This window comes from Streptococcus sanguinis (assembly GCF_003943735.1).
Lineage (GTDB): Bacteria > Bacillota > Bacilli > Lactobacillales > Streptococcaceae > Streptococcus > Streptococcus sanguinis_E.
The window spans coordinates 52518-73168 of sequence record NZ_RJMV01000005.1; the positions used below are offsets into that span (position 1 = coordinate 52518).

At 43.4% G+C, this 20651-nt stretch carries 21 protein-coding genes; 10 read left to right on the top strand and 11 right to left on the bottom strand.

Translation table 11 applies throughout. The features are described from left to right. Positions 1–3 precede the first annotated feature (3 nt). Complete coding sequence (vicK, locus tag D8877_RS07090) at positions 4–1353, bottom strand: cell wall metabolism sensor histidine kinase VicK (protein WP_125331413.1); 1350 nt, start codon at positions 1351–1353, stop codon at positions 4–6. Continuing rightward, positions 1346–2047, bottom strand: a complete 702-nt coding sequence (gene yycF / locus D8877_RS07095) for a response regulator YycF (RefSeq protein ID WP_002894937.1) — start codon at positions 2045–2047, stop codon at positions 1346–1348. The genes vicK and yycF overlap by 8 nt, the downstream gene beginning before the upstream one ends. 341 nt (positions 2048–2388) lie before the next feature. On the opposite strand from yycF, the gene D8877_RS07100 reads away from it, so the two are divergent. From D8877_RS07100 to D8877_RS07120, 5 genes are all read left to right on the top strand, one after another. Then, entirely contained in the window at positions 2389–3150 is a 762-nt protein-coding gene (locus D8877_RS07100) for an amino acid ABC transporter ATP-binding protein (RefSeq protein ID WP_009659238.1), read from the top strand. Positions 3151–3164: 14 nt separating this feature from the next. Further along, entirely contained in the window at positions 3165–3977 is an 813-nt protein-coding gene (locus D8877_RS07105; protein WP_125340942.1) for a transporter substrate-binding domain-containing protein, read from the top strand. Positions 3978–3989: 12 nt separating this feature from the next. Next, positions 3990–4670 (top strand): amino acid ABC transporter permease, encoded by a 681-nt coding sequence (locus tag D8877_RS07110; RefSeq protein WP_125340943.1) that lies wholly within the window; start codon positions 3990–3992, stop codon positions 4668–4670. A 10-nt stretch (positions 4671–4680) separates the two neighbouring features. After that, entirely contained in the window at positions 4681–5340 is a 660-nt protein-coding gene (locus D8877_RS07115) for an amino acid ABC transporter permease (RefSeq protein WP_125340944.1), read from the top strand. Positions 5341–5449: 109 nt separating this feature from the next. Continuing rightward, a complete protein-coding gene (locus tag D8877_RS07120; RefSeq protein WP_125352908.1) occupies positions 5450–5848 on the top strand; it encodes a hypothetical protein in 399 nt (132 codons plus the stop codon). 104 nt (positions 5849–5952) lie between these two features. Here D8877_RS07120 and thrS read toward each other — a convergent pair whose 3' ends face one another. The 6 genes from thrS to ccpA all read right to left on the bottom strand — a co-directional run bounded on the left by thrS (position 5953) and on the right by ccpA (position 12924). Continuing rightward, positions 5953–7896, bottom strand: coding sequence for a threonine--tRNA ligase (thrS, locus tag D8877_RS07125; protein WP_125352911.1), 1944 nt, complete (start codon positions 7894–7896; stop codon positions 5953–5955). Beyond that, a complete protein-coding gene (locus tag D8877_RS07130; protein ID WP_175859824.1) occupies positions 7893–8534 on the bottom strand; it encodes an adenylate kinase family protein in 642 nt (213 codons plus the stop codon). The genes thrS and D8877_RS07130 overlap by 4 nt, the downstream gene beginning before the upstream one ends. Before the next feature lie 261 nt (positions 8535–8795). Next, positions 8796–9278, bottom strand: coding sequence for a hypothetical protein (locus tag D8877_RS07135; protein WP_125340946.1), 483 nt, complete (start codon positions 9276–9278; stop codon positions 8796–8798). A gap of 71 nt (positions 9279–9349) precedes the next feature. Beyond that, positions 9350–10672 carry a glycosyltransferase family 4 protein gene (locus tag D8877_RS07140; protein WP_125340947.1) on the bottom strand — a complete coding sequence of 441 codons (1323 nt, stop codon included), beginning with the start codon at positions 10670–10672 and terminating at the stop codon, positions 9350–9352. A gap of 1 nt (position 10673) precedes the next feature. Continuing rightward, on the bottom strand, positions 10674–11672 hold the full coding sequence (locus D8877_RS07145) for an LTA glycolipid anchor biosynthesis glycosyltransferase, IagA/BgsA family (RefSeq protein WP_002920724.1): 999 nt from the start codon (positions 11670–11672) through the stop codon (positions 10674–10676). A gap of 247 nt (positions 11673–11919) precedes the next feature. Then, positions 11920–12924: a catabolite control protein A gene (gene ccpA / locus D8877_RS07150; protein WP_002894913.1), complete on the bottom strand. Its 1005-nt coding sequence runs from the start codon at positions 12922–12924 to the stop codon at positions 11920–11922. Positions 12925–13086: 162 nt separating this feature from the next. Between ccpA and D8877_RS07155 the strand changes: the two genes are divergently transcribed. From D8877_RS07155 to D8877_RS07175, 5 genes are all read left to right on the top strand, one after another. Further along, entirely contained in the window at positions 13087–14169 is a 1083-nt protein-coding gene (locus D8877_RS07155) for a M24 family metallopeptidase (RefSeq protein ID WP_125340948.1), read from the top strand. Between the two features lie 435 nt (positions 14170–14604). Continuing rightward, positions 14605–15651 (top strand): FecCD family ABC transporter permease, encoded by a 1047-nt coding sequence (locus tag D8877_RS07160; protein WP_125340949.1) that lies wholly within the window; start codon positions 14605–14607, stop codon positions 15649–15651. A 1-nt stretch (position 15652) separates the two neighbouring features. Then, complete coding sequence (locus D8877_RS07165) at positions 15653–16408, top strand: ABC transporter ATP-binding protein (RefSeq protein WP_125340950.1); 756 nt, start codon at positions 15653–15655, stop codon at positions 16406–16408. A 55-nt stretch (positions 16409–16463) separates the two neighbouring features. Further along, positions 16464–17492, top strand: coding sequence for an ABC transporter substrate-binding protein (locus D8877_RS07170; protein ID WP_125340951.1), 1029 nt, complete (start codon positions 16464–16466; stop codon positions 17490–17492). After that, positions 17473–18165 (top strand): alpha/beta hydrolase-fold protein, encoded by a 693-nt coding sequence (locus D8877_RS07175; protein ID WP_125340952.1) that lies wholly within the window; start codon positions 17473–17475, stop codon positions 18163–18165. The genes D8877_RS07170 and D8877_RS07175 overlap by 20 nt, the downstream gene beginning before the upstream one ends. A 121-nt stretch (positions 18166–18286) precedes the next feature. Here D8877_RS07175 and D8877_RS07180 read toward each other — a convergent pair whose 3' ends face one another. The 3 genes from D8877_RS07180 to D8877_RS07190 all read right to left on the bottom strand — a co-directional run bounded on the left by D8877_RS07180 (position 18287) and on the right by D8877_RS07190 (position 20647). Continuing rightward, entirely contained in the window at positions 18287–19474 is a 1188-nt protein-coding gene (locus tag D8877_RS07180; protein WP_125340953.1) for an NADH-dependent flavin oxidoreductase, read from the bottom strand. A gap of 118 nt (positions 19475–19592) precedes the next feature. Beyond that, on the bottom strand, positions 19593–20156 hold the full coding sequence (locus D8877_RS07185) for a bifunctional transcriptional activator/DNA repair enzyme AdaA (RefSeq protein WP_260468675.1): 564 nt from the start codon (positions 20154–20156) through the stop codon (positions 19593–19595). Next, positions 20153–20647: a methylated-DNA--[protein]-cysteine S-methyltransferase gene (locus D8877_RS07190; protein WP_049540659.1), complete on the bottom strand. Its 495-nt coding sequence runs from the start codon at positions 20645–20647 to the stop codon at positions 20153–20155. The genes D8877_RS07185 and D8877_RS07190 overlap by 4 nt, the downstream gene beginning before the upstream one ends. Positions 20648–20651 lie beyond the last annotated feature (4 nt).

Sequence of the window (20651 nt, forward strand, 5' to 3'; positions counted from 1 at the left end):
TTTCTATATATCATCTTCATTATCCCAGTCGTCATCCCGGACGCCATCATTCTCATAAGGTAAGACAATGGTAAAGGTCGAACCCACACCATACTCACTCTTAGCCCAGATAAAGCCCTGATGCTGCTTGATAATTTCTTTAGCAATAGCTAGCCCCAGACCTGTTCCGCCCTGTGCACGGCTACGTGCCTTATCCACTCGATAAAAGCGGTCAAAAATCTTAGGCAGATCCTGCTTGGGAATCCCCAGTCCCTCATCTGCAATCGAAAGAATCAACTGCTCATCAGTTGTCTTGATGGAAACAGTAATGGTTCCACCATCCGGCGAATACTTGATGGCATTGTTCATGATATTATCAATGACCTGGGTCAACTTATCTGTATCAATCTCCACCCAAATCGGTGTTATCGGATAATCACGGATAATCTCATATTTCTTGGTCTCGTCTTGATTTTTTATCTTGTCAAAGCGATTGAGGATAAAGGTGATAAAGGCTGTGAAATTCGTCAGCTCTACTTCCAGATGACTGGTCTCGTTGTCAATACGGGACAGACTAAGCAAGTCCGTCACCATCCTCATCATGCGGTTGGTTTCATTGAGCGATACCTTGACAAAGTCCGGTGCTACTGGCTCAGACAGGGCCCCCTCATCTAGGGCTTCCAGATAGGACTTAACACTGGTCAGCGGAGTCCGCAACTCGTGGCTGACGTTGGAAACAAAGAGGCGACGCTCCCGCTCTTCCTTGTCCTGCTCTGTCGTGTCATGCAAGACAGCTACCAAACCAGAAATGAAGCCCGATTCCCGCCTTACCAAGGCAAAGCGAACCCGCAAGCTCAAGTACTCACCATTTTCATCCTGAGAGTCAATGGTCAGCTCAGGGACATTGGTAATCAGGTCCCTCAAATCATACTCGTCTGAAATCGAAAGCAGATCCAAAATACTCATATTTTGGACCTCATCTCTCTTAACTCCCAACTGCTTGGTTGCCATATCGTTGATAGTGATAATCTGCCCCCGGCGGTTGGTCGCAAGCACGCCATCTGTCATATAGGACAGGATACTGGAAAGGCGTTTTGTTTCTTGCTCAAGGTTTTCATGTGTCAGTCGAATGACCTCTGAAAGATCATTGATACTGTTGGTCATATCTGTGATTTCTGGACTACCCTGCATGTCCAGCACTTCAGAATAGTCCCCTGCGATCAAATCTTTAACCTTTTGATTAAGCTGTACAAGCTTTTGGTTATCACGGCGATTTTCCAATAAAAGCAGAGCAACAACTACAATGAAGCCGATAATAATGATTGCAAAGACAAAATCCGCAGAAACCACAAATTGTTTAATTGCTTCAATCATTATTTCTCATATAGTAGCCAACTCCGCGGCGAGTCAAGATGTACTCAGGCCGGCTTGGCGTATCTTCAATCTTTTCACGCAGGCGGCGGATGGTCACATCCACTGTACGGACATCACCAAAATAGTCATAGCCCCATACTGTTTCCAGCAAGTGCTCACGTGTCATCACCTGACCGATATGTGTCGCCAAATGGTGAAGTAACTCAAACTCACGGTGGGTCAGCTCCAGCTCCTTGCCATGCTTCTTAGCTACAAAAGCATCTGGCAAAATCTGCAGTTCCCCAATGGTCAACTCGTTCGGGCCACTTTCTTCTACTTGGTTTTCCACCACAAGGTCTGCACGACGAAGAAGAGCCTTGACACGCGCCTGCAGCTCACGATTTGAGAAAGGCTTGGTCACATAGTCATCTGCACCGATTTCAAGGCCGATAACCTTGTCAAACTCACTGTCCTTAGCAGACAATACAATAATCGGAACATTGCTGGTCTTGCGAATAGTCCGAGCCACTTCCAGTCCGTCCACTTCTGGCAGCATCAAGTCTAGAATCAAGATGTCTGGCTGTTCTGCCTCAAACATTTCCAAGGCTTCCTTACCATCAAAGGCAGTCAAAACCTCATAGCCTTCCTTGGCCATATTAAACTTAATAATATCTGAGATTGGCTTCTCATCATCTACAACTAATATTTTCTTCATATGTTCACCTTAACATAAGATTGGGATTGAATCAACTCCATGATAGAAAAGTTGTGACATAGTCAGCTAAGTCGTCCTGCATCAAAACGTGCAAAAGGTAATCTAGTTTACCTAGCTAGACTCCCAATCCAATTTTATTTATTTATCTAGTCTTATTATACCAAAGTTTTCTTAAAAAACACTAATTCAAGCCATTTTTATTCCACATTTGTAGAAAATGGACAATTCTCATCCAAAAAAATTTTTTCTCAGAATAAAAATAGTCATTTTTATTCAATTTGACAGTTTATTTATTCTATGGTAAAATCTATGTCATATTATCTAACACAAAGGAGAAAGATATGGCTTTAGTTGAATTTAAAAATGTCGAAAAGTATTACGGAGATTACCATGCTCTGCGCAATATCAATCTCAGTTTTGAAAAAGGGCAAGTGGTTGTACTGCTGGGACCATCTGGCTCTGGAAAATCTACTCTTATCCGTACAATCAACGCTTTAGAAGGCATTGACCAGGGAAGTCTGATTGTCAACGGCCACGAGGTCGTGAACGCTGCTGCCAAAGATCTGGTCAACTTACGTAAAGAAGTCGGAATGGTCTTTCAACATTTTAATCTTTACCCCCACAAAACAGTGTTAGAAAATGTTACCTTGGCACCTATTAAAGTTCTAGGAATGGATAAACAAGAAGCTAAAAAAATCGCTCAAAAATATCTAGAATTTGTCAACATGTGGGATAAGAAAGACTCTTACCCAGGCATGCTGTCTGGTGGACAAAAGCAAAGGATTGCCATTGCCCGCGGTTTAGCCATGCACCCTGAGCTCCTGCTCTTTGATGAACCGACTTCTGCTCTTGACCCTGAGACAATCGGGGATGTTCTGGCTGTTATGCAAAAATTAGCCAAAGACGGCATGAATATGATTGTGGTCACACACGAGATGGGCTTTGCTCGTGAGGTAGCTGACCGTATTATCTTCATGGCAGACGGTGAGGTGTTAGTAGATACTACTGATGTTGATGCTTTCTTTGACAATCCTACCGAACCTCGCGCTAAGCAGTTTCTCAGTAAAATTATCAACCATGAGAGTGATAACGTGCTTTCTTAAAAAGGAGAAGATTTATGAAACTAAAGAAAATAATCATCAGCCTACTCTTACTCCTTCTGACTCTAGGCTTGATTCACGCCGCTCCCGCACAAGCCGATTCCAGTACCAGCCAACAGGTCAAGGCCATCCAGAAACGCGGAGTTCTTAATGTCGGTGTCAAGCAGGATGTACCTAACTTTGGTTACCTCAATCCTGATAGCAATACTTACAGCGGTTTAGAAATCGATATTGCAAAGAAAATTGCCAAGGAACTAGGCGTCAAAATCAACTACGTCCCAGTTACTGCACAAACCCGCGGACCACTTCTGGACAACGGACAAGTTGACATGGTAATTGCGACCTTTACCATCACAGATGAGCGTAAGGAAATCTATAATTTTACAACCCCTTACTATACCGATGCTTCTGGTTTTCTAGTTAATAAATCCAGCAAAATTACAGACGTCAAGGACTTGAATAACAAGACTATCGGTGTCGTCCAGGGCTCTATTACTCAAACCTTGCTGGAAGAAATCGCCCAAGAGAAAAAGCTCAACTTCAAATATGTGGAGTTAGGCTCCTACCCTGAACTTGCTGTTTCCTTGCGGGCTCACCGTATTGATGCCATTTCTGTTGACAAGTCTATCCTGACCGGCTATGTAAGTTCCAAGTCAAACATTCTGGATTACAGCTTCAAAAAAGCCGATTACGGTGTGGTAACAAAAAAATCAAATACTCAATTGAATGACTATGTAGATAGCCTAATCTCTAAATGGAAGGAAAACGGCAGTCTGCAGAAACTTTATGACAAATATAATTTAAAACCATCTGCTTCAACAGATGATTAGAAAGGAGACCACATGAGTTTTAGTATTTCTTCTTGGCAAGCCTACTTTGCAGACTTTGGCAAGTTTTTCCAAGGGTTCCTCTTTACCTTAGCTATTTCTATCGGTGCCCTGACCTTGGCTCTTCTACTAGGGATTTTCTTCGGAGCTATCAGCACAGGTAAGCATAAAGTTCTACGTGGTCTAGCTCGTATTTTTGTTGAGTTTTATCAGAATACACCACTCTTAGTGCAATTTGTGATTGTCTTTTACGGTCTTCCGCTAGTCAGCAATTACACCATCATGCCCTCAATCTATTGGACTGCGGTGCTCTGTGTAGGGCTCTACCACGGTGCTTATATCGCCGAAGTCATCCGCTCAGGTATCCAGTCCATTCCTCGTGGGCAGACCGAAGCTGCACTATCTCAGGGCTTTACCTATGTCGAAACTATGCGATACATCATCCTGCCCCAAGCTTTTCGGATTATCCTACCACCGCTAATCAATCAGGTCGTCAATCTGATAAAAAACACTTCTACCGTCGCTATTATCTCTGGTATGGATCTGATGTTCGTGACCAAGTCTTGGTCTGCTCTGAACTCCAGCTACATCCCAGCCTTTGCCGGAGCAGCTCTGCTCTACTTCCTCCTTTGCTTCCCAATCGCCAGCTGGGGACGTAGGGTAGAGGAAGCCAATAAACAAGCTTACAGCATCTAAGGAGGTGTCTATGGAAAATATTTTAAAAGTCTTAACCACAAACAACCTCCTCTTTATCCTTAAGGGGCTCTGGCTGACACTGCAAATTTCTTTCATTTCCATTATCCTATCCACGATTTTTGGAACTATTCTAGCAGTCATGAGAAACGGAAAAAATAAACTGCTCAAGCTAATTGCCAGCATTTATATCGAATTTGTCCGTAATGTACCCAATCTGCTCTGGATTTTCACCATCTTTTTAGTCTTTCAGATTAAGTCAACACCAGCCGGTATCATCAGCTTCACTGTCTTTACTTCTGCTGCTTTGGCAGAAATTATCCGGGGCGGCCTCAATGCCATTGATCCAGGTCAGACTGAAGCTGGCTTATCTCAAGGATTTACCCAGTTTCAGATACTGCGTTATATCATCCTACCTCAGGCTATTCGGAAAATGCTGCCAGCCATCATTTCTCAGTTTGTCACAGTGATTAAAGATACTAGCCTTCTCTATTCTGTTATTGCGCTCCAAGAACTTTTTGGTTCTGCTCAAATTCTGATGGGACGCTATTTTGAAGCTGAACAAGTCTTCGCGCTCTACCTACTAGTAGCAGCCATCTATTTCCTGATTAACTTCGCTATTTCCAGCTTCTCGCGCAAGCTATCCCAACACTGGGCTCAAGCTGCAGAATAAGTAGCTCAAATACAGAACTACTTTCTAAAAGTTGAGTTTTGCCAACTCAGCTTTTTTATTTTTAATATTTGTGGTAGAATAATATCAAAGGATAGACAAGGAGAACGATATGAAAAAACTAACATGGCTTTTCATCACTTTCTTAACACTAATCTTTCTCAGCGCCTGCGGTCAGCACTCTAGTTTCCAGGGAAAATGGAAGGCTCAGAAAGCAAATGGAGAGGACATTGACATTGTCTTCAATGACAAGACCGGCAAGCTAGGCGATAAAGAATTTCACTATAAGATAGATAAGTCAGGCTATCAAGATAATACCAAATATTACAGTATCACTGTCAGCGACACCTATCACTACACCATCCTTTTCCCAGATGATGATATGAAAATAGCTACTCTTCTAGAACCTGACGACCCGTCTAGCGACCCTCTCTATGGGGAAATGCTCTATGCCATGAACCGAAATGAGTATCCTGATTTTGATGATTATGTGGATAAATATTTGAATTAAGTTTAAACTTGCTAACATAATTAGTTAAAGAAGTTTCTACCTACAGATAGAAAACAATTAAACCCGAGCCAATTGGCTCGGGTTTCATCGTTATCTAATGAATTCTACTTTTCAACACGTGATTTGTTGGCAATGTCTGCTAAGATCTGCTCTACAAATTCGTCTACCGGTATTGTATGTGTTTCTTTTTGACCGTAGCGGCGGACATTAACAGTACCGTCTTCTACTTCTTTGTCACCAACGATAAGCTGATAAGGAATCTTGCTAGTTTGTGAAGCACGAATCTTGTACTGCATTTTTTCATTACGCTCATCCACATCAGCACGGACACCCTTGTCACGCAGCTTCTTAGCCACTTGCCAAGCGTAGTCAATATGGGCTTCATTGGAAACCGGAATCAAGGTCACTTGATGCGGAGCCAGCCAGGTCGGGAAGGCACCCTTGTAATTTTCAATCAAGATGGCTGTAAAGCGCTCCATGGTTGAGATAACTCCGCGGTGAATCATAACTGGGCGATGCTCTTCACCGTCAGCTCCGACATACTTGAGGTCAAAACGCTCTGGCAAGAGGAAGTCCAGCTGGATAGTTGACAGAGTTTCTTCATTTCCTAGGGCTGTTTTAACCTGAATATCAAGTTTTGGACCGTAGAAGGCTGCTTCTCCTTCTGCTTCAAAGTAGTCCACACCCATTTCGTCCAAGGCTGCTCGCAGCATGGTTTGGGCATTTTCCCACATCTCATCGTTATCAAAATACTTATGCGTATCCTGAGGATCACGAAGAGACAGACGGAAACGATATTCTGTCAAGTTGAAGTCAGCGTAAACGTCGATAATCAACTGCAGCGCACGCTGGAACTCTTCTTGAATTTGCTCTGGCGTTACAAAGAGGTGGCCATCGTTCAAGGACATTTCACGGACTCGCTGCAAACCAGTCAGGGCACCAGATTTCTCATAACGGTGCATCATGCCAATCTCAGCAATACGGATTGGAAGCTCACGGTAAGAGTGAACATGGTGTTTGTAGACTTGGATGTGGTGAGGACAGTTCATAGGACGCAGAACAAACTCTTCCCCATCACCCATATCCATGGTTGGGAACATATCCTCTTGATAGTGCTCCCAGTGGCCAGAAGTCTTATAGAGCTCTACAGAAGCCAAAGGCGGAGTGTAGACGTGTTGGTAGCCTGAAGCTAACTCTTTGTCAACGATGTAGCGCTCCAACTCACGACGGACAGTCGCACCATTTGGCAGCCAGAATGGCAAACCTTGACCCACTTCTTGAGAAATCATGAAGAGATCCAGCTCTTTACCTAACTTGCGATGGTCGCGTTCTTTAGCTTCTTCCCGCATTTGCAGATATTTCTTCAGGTCTTTCTTGTCAAACCAAGCAGTACCATATACACGCTGCATCATAGCATTGTCGCTGTTCCCGCGCCAGTATGCACCGGCCACGTTCAAGAGGTGGAAGATTTGGATGCGACCAGTTGATGGGACATGAGGCCCACGGCAGAGATCGACATATTCACCCTGACGGTAGATGGTCAAACCGCCCTCATCTTCTGAGTGCTCTTCAATCAATTCCAACTTGTAAGGATCGTTTTTGAAAATTTCACGCGCCTCATCCTTAGTCACTTCTTCACGGATGGATGGGAAGTTTTCTTTGACGATTTTCTTCATTTCTTCTTCAATACGAGGCAAATCTTCATTTGAAATTTGCCCTGCTTCATTATCTGTATCGTAGTAGAAACCATCCTGAATGGCAGGACCAACGCCCAAGTGAATATCTGGGAAAAGACGGCGAGCCGCTTGTGCAAACAGGTGGGCTGCTGAGTGACGCAAGATATCTAAAGCATCTTCGTGGTCAGATGTCACGATTTCAATGGCACCATCTTCAGTGATGGCACGAGTCGTATCAATCAATTTGCCGTTGAATTTACCAGCCAAAGCTTTTTTAGCCAGAGAATTGCTGATAGATTGAGCAATTTCAAAAGTTGACACGCCAGATTCGAATTCACGCACAGCGCCATCTGGGAAAGTAATCTTAATCATGAGTTTTCTCCTTTAATATCTATTCTATTTATATTGGACAATTTAAAGATTCGAGCAATCTCTTCCGCAGTCTGCTTTTCTGATTGACTACCATCTGTTATGAGGCTAGAATAGCCTAGTCTCACCGCTTCCTTCCGAACCATTTGAGCAAAAAGAATGTCTCGCTGCATCCAGTTTTCAAAAGCTTGCTCAGGATTGGTTGTTCCCTCTAAGACATAAGGAACCCATTCTCTCTGTCTATAATGCTTTTTCTGAAAATCAGCTGTCGGAGTCAAGCATAGATAAGAGGGCACTGGGCATTCAAGCTCCTTTACCAAGTGAGGCAAAAGTCCTGCCCCCTCCACCAAGAGAGGTCTATCTTGATTTTTTATCAAGTAAGATTTTACATAAGGAAAAATCTCTTCATAAAAGCGCCATTCTTCATCTGCCATCTCTTCTGGATTTCTCATCCAGATTTGTTCCGGATTTCTGTCCTGTCTAAGAAGGCAAATCGGCTGTGAGTCTGCACTTGCTTGACTCATCATCTCGTCTACCAAATCATCCAGTTTGATATGAAGCAGCTGATACTGTCTAGCAAGAAGTGAAGCAATTGTTGACTTCCCACTACAAGGCGATCCGCCAATCATATAAAGCACCATTCTCCCTCCTTCTGACAAAAGAAAAACGACATCCAAAAAGGACGTCGCAACGTGGTTCCACCTTCATTTATGCAAGTCGAAAGACTCACACCTCGAATCGGCTCTAACGTAGCCACCGTTTTATGTTTGCATAAAAGCTAATAGAGTAGTCCCAACTGCATCCTCTACGCGATTCCCAGCTCCACGCGCTCTCTAAAAGATTTCCTGCAGGTGATTTGTCTCTAGAAAACATTATAGCACGATTGGAGAAATTTGCAAGAGCTATTGACCATCAAAACCAGAAAAACGATTTAGAGCCTCTTGACTCAAAGTGGCAACTTGACGTTTTTTACGGTATTGCTCTGCCAGCAGCATTCCTCCCAAAGAAAGGAATAACAAGACATGAATATCCCTAGCATTATAAAGCGTGGAAGTGATTGGATTATAAATCTTGTCTCCTGAGTAAAAAAGTCCGTCAAAAAAGTTTTTGAATAAGTAATAATACTGAACCCCTGGAATCAAAAGAAGAAAGGGCAGTGAAAAACCTTGCATCCGAGTATTTATATAAACAATCACTGCGCCAATCAAAGGAAGCAGCACAGCATAATAAAATAAATTAAGATTAGAAAGCCAGCTCAAATCGCTTTCCATACTTTCTGTATTATTTATAAAATATTGCCAAATTTGTTCCCAAATCAAGCCCGAACCAACGACAATGCCATAGAACAAAAGCAACCACGGCAACTGTTTGAGATATTTTTTCATAAGATTTCTCCTCTATTTTTAAACAAAACCTTGCATAAATAGCTATTGCCACAATGATGCAAGGCATATTTCTATTCTAATAACTTAGTAATATTCTTGATTTTTTTAACTTGCTTACTCGAAGCTTTGAGGATACGAACGGAGCCATTGATTGGAAGAGAGATGACCTTGCCAGGCAGATAGGCCACTGTCTTGGCCAGACGCTTGGCAGCACTTTCCTCTGGGCTGAGCTCGTTATGGAAGTCCTTGGAAATGGTTAAATCCAGATAAAACTCATAGACTCTGCGACTAAAGTTCTCCGCTGAAATCTCGTAAAGCTTGTCTGCTAGCTTTTGCTCATCCATGTCAGGCGTCGCAATAATCGCCTCTAAAATAGCGCCTGATAAATCCCGCTCTTGGTAATAAAGGGTCCCAAAAATCTTGTCACTGATAACATTATCCAGATAAGGATTACCATGGGCAATAATCGGTGTGCCGCTGGCTAAGCTTTCCAGATAAGTCAGACCTTGGGTCTCACTGGTTGACGCAGAGATAAAGAAATCCGCAGATTTGTAGTAAAGGGCCGTATCACTAGGAGCAATCATCCCCGTAAAGATGACAGCTTCTTCAATCTGAAGCTTGGCAACCAGTTCTTTCAAGTCTTCCGCATAGGGACCGTCGCCGACAATGACTAGCTTGACTTTGTCATTTTCTTCAAGGACAGCAGGCATCGCCTCAACGATAGCCTGAATATTCTTTTCATAAGAAATTCGCGACAGACTGAGCAGCATAATCTCATCTTCAGCTAGTCCTAGCTTGAAACGGAGTTTCTTGATATCCTCACGCGAAATTTCCGGCCGCTCAAACTTCGCCAGCTCAATCCCTGTCGGAATTACCCGTTTTTCTGCTTCGATTTTATAATCAACCAAGAGATCATAAACAATCTCACTAGGGCAGATAACCCCATCCAAGTCACTCATGAAGCCACGGACGATGTACTTGACCATACTAGGACGGATGACCATCCCCTTGGCAATATAATGCACATAATCTTCATACTGGGTATGATAGGTATGTACTACCGGAATCCGCAGCTCTTTGGCGATCCAAATCCCCAGTAGCCCTAGTGAAAACTCAGTCTGGGTATGGATAATATCTAGCTGGTACTGACGGGCAATTTCTAAGGCGTGAGAAAAGCCTCGGTAAGCCACTCTTCGGTCCTTAAAGGCAAAAAAAGGTACGCTGGGAATCCGAATAATCTGCCAATCCTCATAGCGATTGACATCCTTGTCCGTCGTCGTAAAAATAAATACCGTGTGACCTAATTTTTCCAGCTCCGTCTTCAAAGTCCGAATACTGGTAGCAACCCCAGAAACCTGAGGAAAATAGGTATCTGTAAAAAGACCAATACGCATCTTACATCTCCAAAACTGTTTGATAAGCCTTGACTAACTGATCTGCAACATCGTCAATAGACCGGCTTTTAGCCACCTGATAACCTGCTTCGCGCTTGTCCACCTTTTTATCTAAGACATTTCTCAGAGACTGGACAAACTCGTCTACGTTATGACAGAGCTCGGCTGAACGCTCATCCACCCAGCCATGATAAACTGGAATATCGCGCAGCACAACATTCTGCTCACTGGCCAAGGCCTCCAGGACAACAATTCCTTCTGTTTCCTCATAGGACGGGAAAAAGAAAGCATCCGCTCCAGACATGGCTCCCTGAAATACCGCTCCCTTAAAATAGCCGGGAAATTCAACATTATCAGGATGGTCAAAGAGAACCAGACGGCGAATCTTGCGCGGAATCAGCCAGAGATTGATAGAGCCCAGCCAGATAAAGCGCACATCTGGCATCCTGCGGGCAACCTCTACAAAATCCTCAATCCCCTTGCGGCGGAAATAAAGACCAGCACAAACGACCACCTTCTGCCCCTCTTCAATCTTGAAGTACTTTTTAAAAACTTCTTCCTTGCGAGCATCTTTCTTATACTTAGGCAGGTCAATACCGTTTGACACAGCCACCATAGGTGTTGTGACCCCATAAGACTGGATAAGCTGCTTGGAATACTCCGACGGCGTGATAATGAAATCCGCCTTTTTATACATGTGCGTCAGATATTTGCCAAAAAGCGGGGCAAAGAGATTGGAACCAATAAAGGAATTTTCAAAGTCCTCCTTAGTTGAATGCCCATGCATAATCACTTTTTTATTGCCCCTCTTGGCAGCATGCAGGAGAAGCAAGCTACGGGGACCATAGGTATTGATGTGGACCACATCATAATCTCCTAAAACGTCCGTCGTATAAGGAATCCCAGCCAAATCCAAGGCATGCATCTGATGCTGGAGGGCTCGGCCGATTCCTGATTTCTCCAAAACGGACTTTCCTTCAAGATACAGTAATACTTTCATACTTCCTATTATACCTAAAATAAAATAAAAAGGAAATCCACAAGGGCAAATGGGGTAAAAAATCCATCCAAAGCCTGATAAGGCTTAGAAAAGTACCCCTAGCTAATTGGAAACACAAAAAAGCTGAGGTATTACACCTCAGCCTCGCTTCATAATCATAAAACTCTCTTAAAGCAGTAATTTGTTTGATCTCCTTTGTCGCTTTTCAAGCTCAGAAGACTTGATAATTAAGCTTCTATCTCACCGCTTATTTCCGAGTTGATTTACGCTCGCTAATGCTGTGAGCTAGGAGAACTTCGCGTTCTTCCAATTCTTCCTTATGCATAATCTTAGTCAGCATGCGCATACTGATAGCGCCGATGTCATAGAGGGGCTGACCGATTGTGGAAAGGTTAGGACGAGTGAAACGAGCTACTTGCGAATCATCACTGGTAATGATTTCAAAATCTTCTGGAACTTTGATGCCTTGATCAGACAGACCATTTAAGAGGCCTGCTGCCAGTTCATCTCCTGTGACAAAAGCAGCAGTTGCTTTGGAAGCAATGACACGCTCTGCCAAGTGGTAGCCATCATCATAAGAATATTTAGATTCAAAAACCAAGCCTTCGCTGTATGAAAGTTTCTTGTTCTTCAAGCCATCTTTATAGCCTGATAGACGGATTTTACCGTTGATATCATCTACGAGCGGTCCGCTGACAAAGGCAATTTTCTTATTGCGCTTAGCCAGTAATTCTACAGCATCAACCGTTGCTTGCTTGTAGTCAATATTGACGCTCGGAAGCTGATGCTCCACATCAACAGTCCCCGCCAAAACGACCGGTGTGCGCGAACGTGAAAACTCTGAGCGAATTTTCTCCGTCAGATGATAGCCCATGAAAATAATGCCATCCACCTGTTTAGAAAAGAGGGTATTGACAACGGATACTTCCTTATCATCGTCCTCATCACTGTTAGCCAAGACAATATTGTATTTATACATTTCAGCAATATCGTCAATCCCTTTTGCCAAAGTAGAGAAATAGCTGTTGGTAATATTAGGAATGACAACGCCGACGGTTGTAGTCTTCTTACTGGCTAGTCCACGTGCTACCGCATTTGGACGATAGTCAAGACGGTCAATGACCTCTAAAACTTTTTTACGTGTGTTTTCTTTGACGTTCTTATTTCCATTCACCACTCGACTGACTGTCGCCATCGAAACTCCCGCTTCACGGGCGACATCATAAATCGTTACTGTGTCGTCTGTGTTCATATAGTTTCCTTTCTTCTATTGAAAATATCGTTTTCACTTTCCTACATTCACCATTTTATCACTTCTTGTAAACACTTTCAAGTATTTTGATAAGTTTTTGAAAAGTCTTGCTTTTTTTGACATTTTTTGCCAAAATAGAGGCATAGAAAGAAGGTTGTGACCATGACAAAAATTCAACAAATCACCCACTATCTCGAGAATGAGAAGCTAGATGCTGCTGTCCTGTCTGATCCAGTCACTATCAATTATCTGACCGGTTTCTACAGCGACCCGCATGAGCGGCAGATGTTTTTGTTTGTCTATCCTGACCATGAGCCCCTGCTCTTCGTGCCAGCTTTAGAAGTTGAGCGGGCTTCAGGAGCTGTTTCCTTTTCAGTCCTTGGCTATATGGACTCGGAAAATCCTTGGCAGAAGATTAAAGCAGCCCTGCCGGCTCACTCCTTTAAGACTGTCGCTCTTGAGTTTGATAACTTGATTTTGACCAAATATCATGGATTGAAAACTGTCTTTGAAACTGCAGAATTTGCCAACCTGACTCCTTACGTCAACCGCTTGCGCCTGATTAAGTCTGCCGATGAAATCCAGAAAATGCTGGTAGCTGGGCAATATGCTGATAAGGCTGTCAATATCGGTTTTGACAATATTTCACTGGAAAATACCGAAACAGATATCATCGCTCAGATTGACTTTGCCATCAAGCGCGAAGGCTATGAGATGAGCTTTGAAACTATGGTCCTGACGGGAAATAATGCAGCTAACCCGCACGGCATTCCCGGTGCCAACAAGGTCGAAAATAACGCCCTCCTCCTCTTTGACCTTGGCTGCATGGTCAATGGCTATGCTAGCGATATGACGCGGACTGTTGCTGTTGGCCAGCCTGACCAGTTCAAAAAAGATATCTACCATCTGACATTGGAAGCCCAGCAAGCTGCTCTTAACTTTATCAAGCCAGGTGTCACAGCTCATGAAGTAGACCGTGCCGCTCGGCAAGTCATTGAAAAAGCAGGCTACGGTGAGTATTTCAACCACCGTCTCGGCCACGGTATTGGTATGGATGTTCACGAATTTCCATCCATCATGGAGGGCAACGACATGGTCATCGAAGAAGGCATGTGCTTCTCTGTTGAGCCTGGCATCTACATTCCTGATAAGGTCGGTGTCCGCATCGAAGACTGTGGCCATGTCACTAAGAATGGTTTTGAACTCTTCACCGAAACTAGCAAGGACTTGCTGTATTTTGAATAGAATTTTATAAGCCTATATTATGTCTTGAATGATTATTGGGCTTGGCAAAGGACTTCTGGTTATTTGAGCTATCATTGTTGGACATCGTTATAGCTATCTTAGTCCTTACGCATTTATAATTTCCAAAAACGATAGAAAACTTTCTGTCGTTTTTTCTTGTTTCCTAGTAATTATACTAAGCCATTTAGGTTCACCTACTTTTCCTCCAATAATATCGGTTGTCATATACTTTCCGAAAAACTCAACTACTCCTCACTATCTAGTTCTTACACTAGCAAGATAATTTCATCACTGAAAAGATAAAAAAATTTTGCTACCAACAAAAACTTATCATATCAGAGGTGTTTATCCCTTCTTGCCCTTCTGATTTAAAAATGTTATAATTTTTTATGAAATTGTCTAAAAATTCTAATCTTTGCTGTTAAGGAGGTCTGGATGTTCTTCAAAAGGTCAGAAAATCACGGATTTTCTCGCTATATCTGTCTGCTCTTGCTTCTCATCATTTTTCTGGCTTGTTCTCTCTTTTTAGCTGTCTCCTTGGGATCGGTCACTATTGACATACAAGACACTTACCAGATTATTTTCAGCAAGCTCGGCTTTTCCCTTGGTACAGGCAAACTATCGCCGTCTACAATCGCTATTGTTTGGAACATGCGGGTTCCAAGAGTACTCTTGGGAATCCTAGCTGGTGCTGGCCTTTCTGTCTGTGGCAGCGTCATGCAATCTACTGTCAATAATCCTATCGCAGAGCCTTATATCTTGGGAATTTCAGCGGGTGCAACCTTCGGAGCCACACTGAGCATTATCTTAGGGCTCAAATCCATTACTGGCACAGGTGCCTTTATAGGAGCCATTCTGGCATCGGCTGTGGTCCTTTTTATCGCATCTATGCAGGGAAAAATGACGACAAGCAGTCTGATTTTATCAGGAACAGTTGTAAATGCCCTTTTTATCGCCTTTTCCAACTTTATCATTTCTGTCGGTGCTAATGCTGACAGCCTTATGACAATCAAGTTCTGGACTATGGGCTCACTGGCTGGAACTTCTTGGTCAGATCTTGCCTTGCCTGCTCTTGTTGTTGGTCTCTCCTTTTTGTTTTTCTGTTCCCAGTATCGTATTTTCAATACTATGATGATGGGGGACGAAGCAGCTTTGACACTGGGGGTACCTCTTCGTTTTTACTGGTTCCTCTATATCACAATTGTCGCAATAATGACTGCGGTACTGGTTGCCTGCTGCGGTATTATCGGCTTTGTCGGACTAATCACTCCGCACATTGCTCGAAGATTAGTCGGTACCAACTACAAAAGGCTCTTTCCTATCGCTACCCTGCTCGGCTCCCTCTTTCTGGTCTGGGCAGATGTTTTGGCTCGAATTTTGGTCAAAAATGCCGAGCTGCCGATTGGGATCTTCACCGCTTTGGTCGGCGCCCCCTTCTTTATCTACATTGTAGCCAAAAGCCGAAAGGAGGTAAGTAGCTGATATGGATCTAACTTGCCAAAATGTCCACTATGCTGTCGGCCAAAAAGAAATCTTAAAAGGGATTTCACTAACGGTCGAGGGAAATCAGTTTCACACCATTTTAGGACCCAATGGAAGCGGCAAAACTAGTCTGCTCAAAACCATCTACCGCCAAATCAAACCTGACAGCGGGAACATTTATCTAAACGGTAGGCCACTTGAACAGGTCAGCATAAAAAAAGCAGCCCAGAAAATAGCCGTTGTAACTCAGTTTAACCATCTTCAGTTTGACTGCACTGTCCAAGACATCGTCATGCTGGGCAGGACGCCCCATCTGTCCCTTTTTCAAAAAGAGAGCGAAAAAGACTATGCCCTTGTCCGTCATGCCTTGAAGCAGGTGGACATGCTAGATAAGGGGGACCGAACCTATCTATCCCTGTCTGGTGGTGAGAAGCAAAGAGTCCTGCTGGCACGCGCTTTGGCTCAACAGCCAAGCCTACTGCTCCTAGACGAGCCAACCAATCATCTGGACATCAAATACCAGCTGGATATGCTGCGTATCGTCAAAGACCTGAAGATCAATGTTTTGGCTGTTTTACACGATATCCAACTGGCTTGTCGGTATTCAGACTATTTGTACCTCATGAAGGGAGGTGAGATTGCATACCAAGGCGCTCCAAAGGAGGCCATCACCCATGATTCACTGCAAGGCGTTTATGGCATTCAGAGCAAAGTGATCTGGACCAAGGATCGACAGGCTATGATTCAATATCTATAAGAGCCTGTTTTCAGCTTTATCTATACAAGCTTCAAGCCCAAGAAAGGAAGGCAATATGAAAAAAACACTCAGTATCTTACTCGTCGCAACTGCTGCATTGACAATGGCAGCCTGCAATTCTTCATCTAAGGAAAGTACGAAAGAAAGCTCAACTTCGCAATCTTCTTCCAAAACAGAGAGCGCGAAAAAGAGCACAGCAGAGACAAAATATCCAGTGACAATCAAAACTTACGATGGCGAAGGCAAGGAGATTGATCAGGTCTTTGAAAAGGCACCGGAAAAGGTCATCACCAACAACCTTTCGACGACCGAAATCCTGATTGAACTAGGATTGAAAGACAAGATTGCTGGTATGCTCAATCCAGACAATGATGTCACAGATAAATACAAGGCTGATATTGCCACCATTCCGCAAGTCGGCGACAAGAAAACCGTATCACAGGAAACTGTGCTATCCTATGAGCCAGATGCTCTTCTTGGCCGAAACATGATGTTTTCCGAGAAGTCTCTGGGGACAGTCAGTGCCTGGAATGAAAACAAAATCCCTGTCTATACACAGAAGGCTTCCCTGTCCAATACCAAGCAAGATCTAGGCAATATCGTTGAAGATGTCAAGAATATAGGAACCATCTTTAATGTCCAAGACAAGGCCAATCAGTATGCTGACCAGCTGCAGGCAAGAATTGACAGTGTAAAGAAAACCAATAAGGCTAGTCAAGGGGAAAAGAAAAAAGCGCTCATCATGTGTGCCTACAACGATGAGACTTTCGGTGCCTATAAATCTGCCCTGCAGGAGAGTCTGCTTAACCAGCTCGGCTATACTAATGTAGCGACTGGAACCTCTGACCTAACCTTGGAAAATCTGGTCTCTATGGATCCTGAAGTCATCATCTACGTAACCAGCGACCGCAACAAGGCCATGGATGAGCAAGCAGTTGATCTAATGAAGGCTAATCCAGTTCTAGAAGATGTCCCAGCAGTCAAAAATCAGAAAATCATGACCATCTCCTATGATGAGTTCATGGATTATGGTCCTGCTGTAATCGACTCACTCGAGAAAATCAATGACTTTGTCAATAAATAAGACCTTTGTCTGGGAGGGTATCACTGTCAAAATTGCCCTGCCCCAAGATTATGACAAATCGCGATCTTATCCAGCAATCTTGCTAAATGATGGCCTGATAAACTACCTGAGCAGGCTTTCCTCATCGGTAATCTTGATCGGACTGATATCAAACAACAGGCTGGACGATTATACACCCTGGAAAGCCAATGCTCTAAAGCCTGGCAATCCTGATTTTAGCGGCAGAGCAGATAGCTACCATCAGAAACTATTCAGCAGTATATTAGCAGAAATCAGACAGTACTACCTACTGGATGATAAGAGAATTGCCTACGGTGGCTACTCTCTCGGTGGACTAGCGGCTGTTTACAGTCTCTATAGCGACTACAAGATTCCCTGTGTCTTTTCTATCTGCGGTTCCTTTTGGTACTCAGGTTTTACCGACTATTGCCGGACCCAGAACTTGAAAAACAAGGGCTGTCTAGTTTATTTGCAGAATGGGAAAACAGAAGGCGCGAATCACTCGAATCGACTTTCCAAGGCTCCTTTTTATGCTGAAGAAATTCATCGCTTGATTCAGAAAGAAATCCTTACCACATTCTCCATCTTTGACCCTTATGGGCATCATGAAGCCATCAAAGAGCGCTATGCTGCCTTTTCCGACTGGCTAGCCACACAATGGCATATTGACTAATGAAAATCCCCTTTGTCGCTTACAGCAGTTGACAAAGGGGATTTTTGGTTTATTGCTGTACGTAAAAAAGACTCTCACCAGTAAAATGGTAAAAGTCTTGGAAAAAATTACACCAAAATTATTACTGTCCTTCATCCCCAAATTTACCAGTATGAAGGTGGATAATACTGTCATGACCAGGTAGAACGGGCAGCCCGCCAGAATCCTTACGGCTGAACACTTCAAGCAAGCCTGGTGTCAATTGAGAGTTTTTCAACTGCTCAGGGCTAATCTCATGGACAATTTCTGCTCCTCGTCCCGTCTGTACCTTATAGCCAAACAGCGGGTCAATCAAGGTGCCACGGCCGATTGCAACTAAATCCGCAGCTGTATCCTCAATAGCAGCTTCTGCATCTTCCTGACTAAAGACACCACCGATTGTAATCAGTTTAGTTTGCTCATCCATCACTTCCTTAAAATGATCTGCATAGGTCTTGTCAGATCCTGCAGGTTTTGAAGCATAGCCAGTCAAAAGCGACAAATGGATGTAGTCTAGTTCGTGCTTGACCAGCTCCTTGACCAAAAGCTTGGCTTCTTCATAAGTATAGCCCACTTGGCCTTCATGGATTTCATCTGGGCTAATCCGATAGCCAATAATAAAATCTTCCGGCGCATACTTGTCCGCAGCACGCTTCACTTCCTCGACTACTGCCAAAGGAAAAGCCATACGTTTTTCCAAAGTTCCGCCCCATCTGTCCTGACGAACATTGGAAGTGCTAGAAAAGAATTGCTGCAGCAGATAGTGGTTGGCACCATGGATTTCCACTCCTGAAAAACCAGCTTGAACTGCACGTTTGACTGCCCGACCAAAATCCTTGATAATTTCAAGGATTTCTTCATCCGTCAATTCTCTCACAGGATAAGGCAGAAAAGAAAAATCTAAGGCACTGGGAGCCAATACTTCCTCACCCTTCAAAGCACGGCCGGAAGCTGCTATCCCACCATGATGAAGCTGCAAAATTGCTTTATTACCATCTTTCTGAAGGGCAGCAGCTAATTTTCTCTCCCCTTCGATGTGATCATCAGAGTAAATACCTAATTGAACTGGGTAACCAGTCTGGTTACAAGGCCCTCCTGATGGGCTAACATAATGAAATTCAGTAATCAAAAGACTTGCTGCCTGAGAGCGTGCTCCATAGTATCGCAAAGTATCATCAGACACAAATCCTCCTTCTAAGCCACTGAAAGTATACATAGGGGACAGTACCAAACGGTGGGTTAATTTGGCACCGTGACGCAATTGAATCGGGTCTATAATTTGTTTAGACATAGTAAAAATCTCCTTTCTTCTCCAACAATTATATATATGGTTTCCAATAAGTATTTATTACCAACAGGTATTCGCTATTAAAATCTACACTGTAACATCATGAGAATTCATTATACTCTTATTTATAATGTCGTTTTCTATACTCCATCGGACTCACTCCGTAAGTCTTCCGAAATAATTTTGCGAAATAGGCTGCATGCAGGCCACCTGAATGCTCTGCAACTTCTTGTATTGAGAGATTAGTGTTGATTAGTATTTCTTTAGAGTATTCTAATCGAAGTTCGCGTAAACGTTCTTGTGGTGTTTTTCCAGTCACACTCTTATAGACATGCCGAAGATAAGACTCAGAGCCTTTTGCCATAAAAGCTAAATCATTCAAAGTTAAACTTTGCTGGAAATATTCTTTTAAAATATGATCAATTTCTTCTACCCACTCCTCTTTGCTAACCGGCTTTCCTAGTGGACGGCATCGTTTACATGGTCTATATCCTGCTTCAACTGCCTGCTCTGCTTTTTGAAAAATCGTTACATTTTCTTTTTTGGGAAGACGAGAGGCACATGAGGGACGACAGAAAATTCCGGTACTTCTAACAGCATACCAAAAAAACGTATCATAATCACTGTTATTACTTTTAATAGCCTCCCACTCCCAATCTTCAGCCATATGTCCTAACGCCATCATTTCCTCGCCTCCAGCTTCAGCAGGTAAGCTTTTTTATCAAGTCCGCCGGCATAACCCGTCAGCTCGCCATCGCTTCCAACGATCCGATGACAGGGAATTAAAATAGAAATAGGATTATGCCCAATCGCACCTCCGACTGCTCTGGCCGAACCAATCTTACCATACTCGGCTTGTAACTCTCGTAGAATATCTGAATAGGTAGCCGTCTGACCGTAGGAAATCTTCTGCAACACTGCCAGAACCTTGCTTCTGAACTCAGTCACTTGAGGTGCCAATGGAATTTCATCTGTTGGGGGATTTTCTCCCTTAAAATAAGCATCTAGCCATGCAACAACGCGTTGGCTTACTTCTGTCTCCTCCTGCTGTGCTTGCTCCAAATCATAGCCTGCACCATAATATTTCTGTCCTTCCAGCCACAGCCCCAGCAGGGCAGTTTCGTCCGTCATAATGAGAATACGGCCGATTGGGGATTTGTAATAAGTTATGTACATTTCT